The 11,203-nt window shown below is 72.1% G+C and carries 10 protein-coding genes; 1 reads left to right on the top strand and 9 read right to left on the bottom strand.

Annotated elements, in window-relative coordinates; all coding sequences use genetic code 11:
- Positions 1 to 4 precede the first annotated feature (4 nt).
- From K8U61_RS06170 to K8U61_RS06135, 8 genes are read right to left on the bottom strand one after another with little or no spacing between them, the layout of a single operon-like run.
- Positions 5 to 802 carry an enoyl-CoA hydratase-related protein gene (locus tag K8U61_RS06170; protein WP_224122117.1) on the bottom strand — a complete coding sequence of 266 codons (798 nt, stop codon included), beginning with the start codon at positions 800 to 802 and terminating at the stop codon, positions 5 to 7.
- 1 nt (position 803) lies between these two features.
- Entirely contained in the window at positions 804 to 1,970 is a 1,167-nt protein-coding gene (locus K8U61_RS06165; RefSeq protein WP_224122116.1) for an acyl-CoA dehydrogenase family protein, read from the bottom strand.
- Positions 1,970 to 3,280 (bottom strand): flavin monoamine oxidase family protein, encoded by a 1,311-nt coding sequence (locus tag K8U61_RS06160; protein ID WP_224122115.1) that lies wholly within the window; start codon positions 3,278 to 3,280, stop codon positions 1,970 to 1,972. Before K8U61_RS06160 ends, K8U61_RS06165 begins: the two co-directional genes overlap by 1 nt.
- The gene (locus K8U61_RS06155) at positions 3,277 to 4,368 is read right to left on the bottom strand and encodes an ABC transporter ATP-binding protein (RefSeq protein ID WP_224122114.1); all 1,092 of its coding nucleotides are present in this window, start codon (positions 4,366 to 4,368) and stop codon (positions 3,277 to 3,279) included. The genes K8U61_RS06160 and K8U61_RS06155 overlap by 4 nt, the downstream gene beginning before the upstream one ends.
- Positions 4,365 to 5,198 (bottom strand): ABC transporter permease, encoded by an 834-nt coding sequence (locus K8U61_RS06150; protein ID WP_224122113.1) that lies wholly within the window; start codon positions 5,196 to 5,198, stop codon positions 4,365 to 4,367. The genes K8U61_RS06155 and K8U61_RS06150 overlap by 4 nt, the downstream gene beginning before the upstream one ends.
- The gene (locus tag K8U61_RS06145) at positions 5,198 to 6,070 is read right to left on the bottom strand and encodes an ABC transporter permease (protein WP_224122112.1); all 873 of its coding nucleotides are present in this window, start codon (positions 6,068 to 6,070) and stop codon (positions 5,198 to 5,200) included. Before K8U61_RS06145 ends, K8U61_RS06150 begins: the two co-directional genes overlap by 1 nt.
- Positions 6,070 to 7,212: a polyamine ABC transporter substrate-binding protein gene (locus K8U61_RS06140; RefSeq protein WP_224122111.1), complete on the bottom strand. Its 1,143-nt coding sequence runs from the start codon at positions 7,210 to 7,212 to the stop codon at positions 6,070 to 6,072. Before K8U61_RS06140 ends, K8U61_RS06145 begins: the two co-directional genes overlap by 1 nt.
- A complete protein-coding gene (locus tag K8U61_RS06135; protein WP_224122110.1) occupies positions 7,209 to 7,880 on the bottom strand; it encodes a TetR/AcrR family transcriptional regulator in 672 nt (223 codons plus the stop codon). Before K8U61_RS06135 ends, K8U61_RS06140 begins: the two co-directional genes overlap by 4 nt.
- A 55-nt stretch (positions 7,881 to 7,935) precedes the next feature.
- On the opposite strand from K8U61_RS06135, the gene K8U61_RS06130 reads away from it, so the two are divergent.
- Entirely contained in the window at positions 7,936 to 10,053 is a 2,118-nt protein-coding gene (locus K8U61_RS06130; RefSeq protein WP_224122109.1) for an acetate--CoA ligase family protein, read from the top strand.
- Here the strand turns inward: K8U61_RS06130 and K8U61_RS06125 are convergent.
- Positions 10,032 to 11,150: an aromatic ring-hydroxylating oxygenase subunit alpha gene (locus K8U61_RS06125; RefSeq protein ID WP_224122108.1), complete on the bottom strand. Its 1,119-nt coding sequence runs from the start codon at positions 11,148 to 11,150 to the stop codon at positions 10,032 to 10,034. The two genes, K8U61_RS06130 and K8U61_RS06125, sit on opposite strands and share 22 nt — an antisense overlap.
- Positions 11,151 to 11,203: the final 53 nt, after the last annotated feature.

Raw genomic sequence — 11,203 nt, 5'->3', positions numbered from 1 at the left:
GAGGTCAGCGCCCCTTCCACACGGGCTTCCGCTTCTCGGCGAAGGCCCGGAAGCCCTCCTGCTCGTCCTCCGAGCTGTAGAGCGTCGCGACCGTCGGCAGGTCGCTCGACGTGACGAGGTCCATGGCCGCCTGGAACCGCAGGGACTCGGCGGCGCGGGCGGTCTCCTTGATCGCGGCAAAGACCAGCGGTGGGCCGTCGGCCAGCAGCCGCGCCGTCTCCCAGGCGCGGGCCATGAGCGCCTCCTCGTCCGGCAGCACCTCGTTGACGACGCCCCAGCGGGCGGCCTCGTCCGCCGACATCCAGCGTCCGGTCAGGAGCAGCTCCATCGCGACGTGGTACGGGATCCGCTTGGGCAGCTTGATGGTCGCCGCGTCCGCGAGGGTGCCGGCGTTGATCTCCGGCAGGCCGAAGCGCGAGGCCTCGGACGCGTAGATCAGGTCGCAGGACAGCGCGAGCTCCCAGCCGCCGCCGACCGCCATGCCGTGGACGGCGGCGATCACCGGCTTGTTGAGGTCGGGCAGCTCCTGGAGCCCGCCGAAGCCGCCCACGCCGTACTCGCCCTGGACGGCGGCGCCGTCGGCCGCGGCCTTGAGGTCGAAGCCGGCGGAGAAGAACTTCTCACCCGCGGTGCGCACGATCGCCACCCGGAGGTCGGGGTCGTCGCGGAACGACGCGAAGACCTCGCCCATCGCTCGGCTGGTCGGCAGGTCGATCGCGTTGGCCGGCGGCCGGTCGAGGGTCACCTCGAGGACGCGGTCCTCGATGCGGGTGCGGACGACGTCGCTCAGGTCCTCGTCCATCTCAGGCCCCCAACGGGCGCAGCAGGGAGCGGCTGATGATGTGCCGCTGGATCTCCGAGGTGCCGTCCCAGATCCGCTCGATCCGGGCGTCCCGCCAGATCCGCTCCAGAGGCAGCTCGTCCATCAGGCCCATGCCGCCATGGATCTGGATGGCCTCGTCGGAGACCATCGCGAGCATCTCGGTCGCCTTCACCTTGGCCATGGCGATGTCGGCGTCGGTGGCCGTGCCCTGGTCGTACCTCCACGCGGCGAAGAGGGTCATCAGCTCGGCCGCCCGCAGCTCGGTGGCCATGTCGGCGAGCTTGAACCCCACGCCCTGGAAGCGGCCGATCGGCTGGCCGAACTGCTCGCGGGTGGCGGCCTGCTGGACCGAGAGCCCGAGCGCGCGCTCGGCGCGGCCGAGGCAGGAGGCGGCGACCTGGAGCCGGGTCGAGCCGAGCCAGGTGCCCGCGAGCTCGAAGCCCTTGTCCACCTCCCCGAGCAGCGCCTCGGGCCCGACCCGCACGTCGTCGAAGTCGAGGATCGAGTTGGTGTAGCCGCGGTGCGAGACGTTGCGGTAGCCGGGGTGCACCGTCAACCCCGGGGTGTCGAGGTCGACGAGGAAGGTCGACATCGTCGGCCGTCCGGCGTCGTCGGCTCCCGTGACCGCCACCAGGATGACGAAGTCGGCCTCGTCGGCGTGGCTGATGAAGTGCTTGGTGCCCCGGATCCGCCAGCCCGCGTCCGGAGCCGAGCCGTCGCGCGAGGCCCGGGTGCGCATCGAGCGCATGTCGGATCCGGCGCCCGGCTCGGTCATCGCGAGGCAGTCGATCCTCTCCCCGCGCACGCACGGGTAGAGGTAGCGCTCGCGCTGCTCCTCGGTGCCGGCGAGCAGGATGTTCGAGGGGCGTACGACGCCGGTGTACTGCAGCGCGTAGCTGGCCCGCCCGAGCTCCTTCTCGTAGAGCACCCACGTGACCGTGTCGAGGCCGGCGCCGCCGACCTCCTCCGGCATGTTGGCGGCGTAGAGGCCGGCCGCCAGGGCCTTCTCGCGGATCTGGGCGGCGAGCTCGGGGTGGAGCACGCCGGTGCGCTCGACCTCCTCCTCGTGGGGGTAGAGCTCGCGCTCGACGAACGCGCGGGTCACCTCCACGATGCTGCGCTGCTCGTCGGTCAGGCCAAAGTCCATCAGTGTCCTCCCGTCAGCGCCGCGGCGGCCGCGGCTCGACCGGTGCGCACGGCGCCCTCCATGTAGCCGGCGACCCACTGGTCGGAGCCGCAGACGTAGAACGGCGGCTCGTGGGTCCCGTGCAGCGGCCCGACCGCCATCACGTCGCCGGGCCGCCAATTGGTCACGTAGCCCTGCGTCCAGGGGTCGCTTCCCCAGAGCCGGGTCCAGGTCTGCAGCGGCGACCGCGCCTCCGGCCCGAACATCTGTGCGACCTGGTCGAGCGCCTCCCGGGTCCGGGTCTCCGGGTCGGTGGCGACGAAGGCGGCGTACCGCTCCGGCGGCACCAGCGCCGAGAGCACGCCCCGCTGCTGCGGCCAGGTCGAGCCGAGCACGCCCTCGCTCTCCGACAGCGCGTTCTGGCCACGCTCGCGCCAGAAGGGCTCGTCGTACGCCGCGACGAACTTGGCCGCCCACGCGTGCCGCTGCCGGCGCAGCGAGGTGAGCCGCGCGTCGCTGACGCCCTGGATGTCGATGTCGCGCGCCGGGCCTGACGGCACAGCGAGGACGACCGCGTCCGCATGGATCTCCTCGCCGGCGGCGGTCGTGACGGTGCTGCCGCCCGCGCCGATCCGGATGCTGCGGACCGGGGTGTCGATCCGGAGGTCGCGCAGTGCCGCGCCCATCGTCAGCGCGACGGTGGCGGATCCCTCGGCGACGCGGAGGTTCTCCCACTGCTCGACGTCGTAGCTGCCGGTCGTGCCGCCCACGACGGTCTTGCGGGCGTAGGCGAAGAGGCTCTGCCGCTCGACGGAGCCGTCGGACAGGCTCAGGTGCACGAGCTCCCACAGCCGCAGCACGTTCGCGGTCGCGCCGACCTCACGCAGCCAGTCGCCGACGCTGAGCCGGTCCAGCCGCTCGAGGTCGGGGCAGGACCACGGGTCGTCGGGATCGATGGCGGCATGCACCTTCGCGAGCGCGGCCTGCACCTCGTCGTACGACGCGCGATCGGCCTCGGTGCACCACGACGGCCAGTCGCCGACGTCGACGGACTCGGGCACCTGGCGGGTGATCTCGCCCGGCTCGGCGACGTACGACGGGGCGAGCGTGAGCCCGAGCTCCTCGACGAGGCCGAGGTAGCTGGTGTGGGCGTTGCCGACCACCTCGCCGCCGAGCTGGACCCGGCGCCCGTCGGGCAGCTCGACCTGCTCGACCCGGCCGCCGACGCGGGGGCGCGCCTCGAGGACGGTGACCTGGGCGCCGCCGGCCTCGAGGTCGCGGGCCGCGGCGAGCCCGGCGAGACCGGCGCCCACGACGACGACGTCGGTCATCGCAGGACCACCGTGTGCTCGGGGAGCCAGCCGAGCTCGACCCGGTCGCCGGCCTGCCACCGGTCGTCGGCCCGCATCCGCGGGAGGTTCTGCTCCAGGACGGTGAGGCTGAGGCCGTCGGCGATGGCGACGACGTACTGCGTCGTGGCCCCGTGGTAGCTGGTGGCGACGATCGTGCCGGGCACCCGGAACATCTGCGGGGTCAGGTCGCTGAGCCAGATCTTCTCGGGCCGGACGGTCAGGCTGACCGCGTCGCCCTCGGCCGAGTCCTGGTGGCCGGGCACCGGGATCGCCAGGCTCTCGGCGACGCACACGCAGCCGCGTGACCAGGTGCCGCTGATCAGGTTGCTGGTGCCGATGAAGCCCGCGGCGAAGACCGAGGTCGGCCGCTCGTAGACGTCCTCGGGAGCGCCGCACTGCTCGATGACGCCGTTGTTCATGATCGCCACCCGGTCGCTCATGCTGAGCGCCTCGTCCTGGTCGTGGGTGACGAAGAGGAAGGTGATGCCGACCTCGCGCTGGATCGCCTTCAGCTCGGCCTGCATCGCGTGCCGGAGCTTGAGGTCGAGGGCGGCGAGGGGCTCGTCGAGCAGCAGCACCTGGGGCTCGTTGATCAGGGCGCGGGCCAGGGCGACGCGCTGCCGCTGGCCGCCCGAGAGCCGGGCCGGCTTCTCCCGTGCGCGGTCGCCGAGCTCGACCAGCTCGAGCATCCGGCCGACGCGGTCGTCGATCGTGCGCCGGTCGATGCCCTTGCGCCGCAGGCCGAAGCCGACGTTGCCGCGCACGTCGAGGTGCTCGAAGAGGGCGTAGCTCTGGAAGACCGTGTTGACGTCGCGCTGGTGCGGCGGCGTCCCGGTGACGTCCTCGCCGTCGACGAGGATCGTCCCGGACGTCGGGTCGCTGAAGCCGGCGATCATCCGCAGCGTCGTGGTCTTGCCGCACCCCGAGGGGCCGAGGAGCGAGAAGAACTCGCCGCTGGCGATGTCGAGGTCGAGGTGGTCGACGACGGTCGCGCCGGCGAAGTCCTTGGTCAGGCCGCGCAGGGAGACGGAGGGCGTGCTCGGGGGTGGGCTCGGGGGTGTGCTCACCGTGGGTCACCTCCCGTGATCAGGTCGAGGCTCGAGGTGCCGCGGTGGAAGAGGCGCGGCACCCACAGGGCGGCAACGATCAGCAGCGCCGAGGCGAGCAGCATCAGGGTGCCGATCGCGTTGATGGCGGGGGAGACGCCGAAGCGGATCGAGGAGTAGACCCGCACCGGCAGCGGCTGCGGGTCGACGCCGGTGGTGAAGAACGCGAGCACAAAGTCGTCGAAGACCAGCGCGAAGACCAGCAGCCCGGCGCCGATGAGCGCCGGCAGCAGCGTCGGCAGGGTCACCAGGCGGACCGCCTGGAAGGGCGTGCAGCCCAGGTCGCGCGCGGCCTCCTCGACCTCGCCGGCGATGCCGGCCAGGCGCCCGCGCACGATCACGGTGACGTAGGCGATCGAGAAGGTGATCTCGGCGAGGATCACCGTGGTCATCGAGAGCTTCAGCCCGATCCCGGTGAAGAGCAGCAGCGCGGCGACCCCGGTCACGATCTCGGGGGTCACCAGCGGCAGCAGGGTGACCGCGCCGATCACCCGACCCCGTCGTGAGGTCACCCGCTCGAGGCCGAGGGCGAGCATCGTGCCGAACACGAGCGACCCGACCGTGGAGACGGTCGCGATCTTCAGGCTGGCGATCAGCGAGTCGAGGAGCGCGCTGTTGTGGACCAGGTCGTCGTACCAGCGCAGGCTGAAGCCGGAGAACGCCGAGAGCGACTTCTTGTCGTTGAAGCTGAAGAGCGCCACCGCCAGGATCGGCAGGTAGAGCCAGGCGAAGAAGACCGCCGTCATCGCGACAGCCAGTGCCGGCTTCCGCTCCAGCCTCCGGGTCGCCACTAGGACTCACGCCTCTGGGTCGAGGTGGCGCGCAGGTAGGCGACCATCAGCACGGTCAGGGCGGCCATCATGCCGACGGTGAGCGCCGAGCCCAGCGGCCAGTTCTGTCCCTCGGCGAACTGCTGCTGGACGAGGTTGCCCATCATGTAGGTGTTGGCGCCGCCCAGCAGCTGCGCGCTGACGAAGTCGCCGAGCGCGGGCAGGAAGACCAGCAGCACCCCGCCGTACAGCCCGGCCCGCGTCGCCGGCAGCGTGACGGTGAAGAAGGTGCGCATCGGGCTGTGGTAGAGGTCCTTGCCGGCCTCGATGAGCGAGGTGTCGAGCCGCTCGAGGGAGGCGTAGACCGGCAGGATCGTGAAGACCACGAAGCCGTAGACCAGCCCGCCGACCACGGCGTACGGCGTGTTGAGGAACGTGACTCCGTCGGTCAGGCCGGAGTGCCGCAGCCCGCTGTTGACCAGGCCGTCGTCGGAGAGCAGCGCCTTCCAGGCGTACATCCGGACGAGGTAGCTGGCGAAGAACGGGACCACGATCGCCGCGATCAGGGCGTTCTTGTAGCGGCCGCCGTGCAGGGCGATCGTGTAGGCGACCGGGTAGGCGATCAGCACCGAGATGACCACCGTCGCGACGGCGTAGGTCAGGGAGCGCAGGAAGAGCTCGAGGTAGACCTCGTTCCAGATCGCCCGGTAGTTGGCGGTGCTGGTGGCGAAGACGGGGTAGCCGTCGTTGGTGGTGCGGCCGAAGGAGAGCAGCACGATGATCGCCATGCTGGACACGAAGAACGCGACCATCCAGGCCGTCGGCAGCGCGAGCAGCCAACCCCACAGCGAGGTTCGCTGGGCCGATCGCCGCTTCACCGCCACCTCGGACATCAGCTCGCCTTCACCTCCGTCCACACCGCCGCGCGGCGCTGCGTCTCCTCGGCACTGAGGAGCCGGAAGACGTTCTCGTTCTCGAGGTCGGAGATCTCGACGTTGCAGGCCGGCACGTCCTTGGCCAGCTCCGCGAACGCCGGCAGCGCGTCCTTCACCGGGAAGGGGTAGTAGAGGTAGTGCATGTTCTTGATGGCGTTCTCGGGACGCAGCAGGTAGTCGATGAAGACCATCGCGGTGCCGGGGTGCTTGGCGTTGGTGGGGATGACGTAGGTGTCGGAGTTGATCGGCACGCCCTCGCTCGGCGCCTCGAAGTCGAACGTCGTGGGGTCGTCGGCCAGCCCCTGGCGGAGGTAGAGGACGTCGCCGCTCCACATGTGGTGGACCCAGGCGTCGCCACTCATCATGTTGTTGATGTCGTCGGAGGAGTACGCGCGGAGGTAGTCCTTCTGGCTGATCAGCAGGTCCTTGATGTCGCCGAGCTCGGACGGGTCGGCCGTGTTGACGTCGTAGCCGAGCAGCAGCGCGGCCATCGCCAGCGCCTCGTCCTGGTCGTCGAGGGTGAAGATGTGGCCGCGGGCCTCGTCGTTCCAGAGGTCCTTCCAGCTGCCGGTCATCGACGAGACCCGGTCGGTGCGCCAGCCGATCCCCGTCTTGTAGACGGTGAAGGGGATCGAGACCTTCGAGCCCGCGTCGTACCAGGGGTTGTTGAAGTAGGAGCCCGAGTAGAAGACCTGGTGGGCGTTCTCGAGCTGGTCGTGGTCGATCTGCCGAACCTTCCCCTCCTGGCGCAGCTTGACCACCCACTTGGCGATCGGGAAGACCACGTCGTACTGGTTGCCCGCGGCGAGCTTGGCGTACATGCCCTCCATCGAGTCGTAGTTGGACTCGATGACCTTGACGCCGTACTCCTGCTCGAAGCCCTTCACGACGCTCGGCGCGAGGTAGTCGGCCCAGTTGAAGTAGACGAGGTCGCCGTCGATCTCGGCCTTCGCGGACTCCGGGAGCGGCGCGTCGGTCGGGGCGTCGTCGCGGATGTAGGCGCAGCCGGGGAGCGTCATCGACGCGCCCAGCGCGAGGCCGCCGGCCAGGAGGCCCCGCCGGGTCGGGCGGGGCAGCTCGAGGCCGGGGCGCCGGGTCACGCCTCGGCCCCGCCTCGGAAGGGCGTCGGGGCCGGCAACGGCCCGTCGTGACCGACCAGGATCCCCACCGCGGTGGCGATCGCGGCCCGGGCCTCCTCGATCCCCAGGTTGGGGTCGCGGGCGAGGACGCGCTCGCCGAGGCCGTCGGTGAGTGCGACCGCCGTCTCGGCCAGGAAGCGGGGGTCGAGCGTGGTCGTGAACACCCCGGTGGCGACGCCCTCGCGGACGATGTCGGCGACGGTGACGTAGAGGTCCTCGTAGAGGTCCGTGCCCACCTTCGCCAGGTGCGGGTCGCGGATGCAGAGCAGCGCGAGCTCCTGCCAGAGCAGCCACTCGTCGGCGCGCTGGTGGTCGCTGGGCAGGCACCGGTCGAGGAACGACGACAGCCGCTCGGCCGGGTCCTCGCCGGCGTTGTCCATCGCGAGCTGGTTGAGCTCGGCGGAGACGGCGTGGGAGTAGCGCAGCACCTCGCCGAAGAGCTGCTCCTTGGTGTCGAAGTGGTAGTGGAGCAGCCCGGAGGAGACCCCCGCCGTCCGGGCGATCGCGGCCATCCGCACCTGGGCCAGGCCGTCGCGCACGATGACCTCCGCCGCGGCGGCCAGGATCTTGTCGCGTGCGTCGGCGGCCGCCTGCTCGCGCTGGTTCCTGGGGCTCCTGCTGTCCGGCACGCGACCTCCGTGAATCTGACTGGTCAATCAGTCAGGCGATGCTAGGGTCGCCCCGATGAGGCGTCAAGGGTCACCGGGGCCGGCGTCGCCCGGCCCGATGGCCGGGCCCCTGGACGCGCTCTTCTCGCCCCGGACGGTCGCGATCGTCGGCGCCAGCGCCGACTCCGCGAAGTGGGGCCACATCCTCAGCCGCCGTGCCCTCTCCTCGCCGGGCGACCGGACCGTGCTGCTCGTCAACCGCAGCGGCGGCGAGGTGCTGGGCCGGCCGACGTACCCCTCGGCGGTGGCGGCCGCCGCGGCCGCCGAGCAACGGGTGGACCTGGCCGTGCTCTGCGTGCCGGCCGGCGGCTTCGTCGCCGCGGTGACCGACGCGGTGGCGGCCGGCGCCCGGGCGCTGGTCGGGATCACGGCCGGGCTCGCGGAGTCCGGCGCCGAGGGCGCGCGGCTCGAGGCCGAGGCACTCGCGGTCGCCCGTGCGGGCGGAGCCGTCCTGCTCGGGCCCAACTGCCTCGGCATCGTCGACACCGGCTCCGGCCTGCAGCTCGCCCACGCCGAGCTGCCGCCCGGCGACGTCGCCGTCCTCAGTCAGAGCGGCAACCTCGTGCTCGACCTCGCGGGGCTGCTCGCCGACCGGGGCCTCGGCGTCTCGCGGTTCGTCTCGCTCGGCAACCAGGCCGACCTGGGGCTCGTCGACTTCCTGCGCGCCTGCGTCCACCACGCGGGGACCCGCGCGGTCGCGGTCTACACCGAGGACGTCGGGGATGGCCGCGCGTTCCTCGAAGCCGCCCGCGCGCTGCGGGACGCCGGCAAGCCTCTGGTCCTGCTCGCACCGGGGCGCAGCGAGGCGGCCATCCGCGGCGCGGCCTCCCACACCGGGTCGCTCACGAGCTCGTCGATGGTGGTCGACGCCGCCTGCGCGGCGTCCGGTGCGCACCGCGTGGACCACCCGACGCAGCTGGCCGACCTGCTGGTGGCGCTGCGCGCACCCCGCCGGATGGCCGGCCGCCGGGTCGCGATCCTCACCGACGGTGGTGGGCACGGCGCCGTCGCCGCCGACGCGCTCGCGGCAGCCGGGCTCAGCACCCCGGCGCTGACGAGTGGGCTCACCGACGACCTCGCGGCCGCCCTCTGGGGCCAGGCCACCGTCAGCAACCCGGTCGACCTCGCCGGGGCGGGGGAGCAGGACGTGGCCAGCTATGCCCGCGGCGTCGAGCTGCTGCTCGCCTCGGGCCAGGTCGACGGAGTCCTCCTCACCGGCTTCTTCGGCGGCTACTCCACCGAGCAGTCCAACCTCACCGCGCCCGAGCTCGCGGCGGCGGCGCGGATGGCGGCGAGCGTCGCGGCCCAGGACAAGCCGCTGGTCGTGCAGACCATCCACCCGACGAGCCCGTCGGCCGAGCTGCTGCGCGCCGCCGGGATCCCCGTCCACCGCGACGTCGATCGAGCCTGCGCGGTGCTCGCCGGGCTGTGCGAGCGCTCGCCGTCGGGACTCGCCGAGCCGCTGCCGCCGCCCGGGCCGCCCGTCGCCGCCACGTCGTACGACGCGGCGCGGGCGCTCTTCGCCGACGTCGGGATCGCGTTCCCGACCCAGCGCACGGTGACCGACGCCGGCGAGCTGGACCGTGCCCTGGCGGCGATGGGCTACCCGGTCGTGCTCAAGGCGACCGGCCGGCTGCACAAGTCCGAGGGCGGCGGCGTGGTCCTGGGCCTGGCGGACCGCGCGGCCGCGGAGGCGGCGTACGACGACCTGGTCGCGCGCCTGGCTCCGCCCGCGGTCTCTGTGGAGGAGATGGCCGACCTCGACGTCGGGGTCGAGCTGATCGTCGGCGCCGTGCGCGACCGCACGTTCGGGCCCGTGGTCATGGTCGGGCTCGGCGGCGTCCTGACCGAGGTGCTCGGCGACACGGCCTGCGCGATCGCGCCCGTGACGCCGGCCGCGGCCCGCGACCTGCTGCTGACGCTGCGCGGCGCCGCGGTCCTCGCGGGTGTCCGGGGTCGGGCGCCGGTCGACCTCGATGCGCTGGCCGACCTGGTCAGCCGGGTCTCGGTCGTCGCGGCCGCCCATCCCGAGCTCGTCGAGCTCGAGCTCAACCCGGTGCTGGCCGGCCCCTCGGGGGTGCTGGCGCTCGACGCCCGCGTCGTGGCTGACGGTCAGGTGACGTCGCGCAGGTAGCGCTGGTCGAAGCCGTGGACCCAGGAGTCCTTTGCCGGGAAGACGCCGTGGTCGAAGGCCCGTGAGGTGACGCCGCGCTGCACCCGCTCGCACGCCTCGTTGTCCTGCCGGGTCACCCGCTCGTTGAACTCCACGACCGGGGACGGGTCGAAGGCCGGGTCCGCGATCGCCTCGGGGCTGAAGAGGTACTCCGTCACGAGCCGGCAGCTCTGCGGCCCGGTCGGGAAGACCGCGGTGGCCAGGCAGCTCGACCCGTCGACGTCGAGGAACATCGTCGGGTAGACGCCGGCGCCGTAGTAGGACTCCGGATCGCCGCCCTGGCTGCCCTGGCCGCCGGCCTGGTGGAAGCCCGGCAGCAGCGGCAGCCGCAGCCGCGGGTCGTCGACGATCGCCGTACGCCCGTCGGCGAGCGAGACGCCGCCGTCGTGGCGGCCGTCCTCGAAGATGTCGCCCCGCTTGTACGCCGGGACGACGGCGACGAGCTCCGGGTGGATCGTCGGGCAGTGCAGGCACTCGTTGTAGTTCTCGATGACGATCTTCCAGTTGGCCTGGACCTCGTTGACGGTGATCCGAGCGATGCGGAGGTCGGCCAGGCCGAACCGGCCGAGGCTGAGCGGGTCGTCCTGCTGGTCGGCGAGGTGCTCCACCAGCGAGCGCGGCTCCTCGCGCGAGAGGTTGACGAAGACGAAGCCCTCCCAGACGTCGACGTGGACCGGCCAGAGCGAGGTCGACTCGCGGTCGATCTCGTCCTTCTCGATCATCGGCGTGGTCACGAGCGTGCCGTCGAGCGCGTAGCCCCACGCGTGGTAGGGGCAGCGGAGATGGCTGCGCACCTCGCCCTGCTCGTCGTCGCAGATCCGGGAGCCGCGGTGGCGGCAGACGTTGTAGAAGCCGCGCAGCTGCTCGTCCTTGCCGCGCACGACGAGGATGCTCTCGTCGGCGATCTCGACCCGCAGCCACGCGCCTGGCTTCGCCACGCGCTCGGCGCGGCCGACGTAGATCCAGTTGCGGTAGAAGACCCGCTCCCGGTCGACGGCGTAGGTCTCGTCGGAGTGGTAGGCCACTCCGGGCAGGGTCTTCCGGATCGTGCCGGTCATTCGCTAACCGTACAGTCAGCGAGTTGCCCTGTCACGGCGCTCCTCGCGATTGG

It is taken from the genome of Nocardioides mangrovi (assembly GCF_020073815.1).
GTDB classification, from domain to species: domain Bacteria; phylum Actinomycetota; class Actinomycetes; order Propionibacteriales; family Nocardioidaceae; genus Nocardioides; species Nocardioides mangrovi.
This window is presented reverse-complemented; position numbering and strand designations above follow the sequence as displayed.

Coding starts and splice junctions, on each gene's coding strand:
- K8U61_RS06170 (WP_224122117.1), bottom strand. CDS start 802: ATGGACGAGGACCTGAGCGACGTCGTCCGCACCCGCATCGAGGACCGC.
- K8U61_RS06165 (WP_224122116.1), bottom strand. CDS start 1,970: ATGGACTTTGGCCTGACCGACGAGCAGCGCAGCATCGTGGAGGTGACC.
- K8U61_RS06160 (WP_224122115.1), bottom strand. CDS start 3,280: ATGACCGACGTCGTCGTCGTGGGCGCCGGTCTCGCCGGGCTCGCCGCG.
- K8U61_RS06145 (WP_224122112.1), bottom strand. CDS start 6,070: ATGTCCGAGGTGGCGGTGAAGCGGCGATCGGCCCAGCGAACCTCGCTG.
- K8U61_RS06130 (WP_224122109.1), top strand. CDS start 7,936: ATGAGGCGTCAAGGGTCACCGGGGCCGGCGTCGCCCGGCCCGATGGCC.
- K8U61_RS06125 (WP_224122108.1), bottom strand. CDS start 11,150: ATGACCGGCACGATCCGGAAGACCCTGCCCGGAGTGGCCTACCACTCC.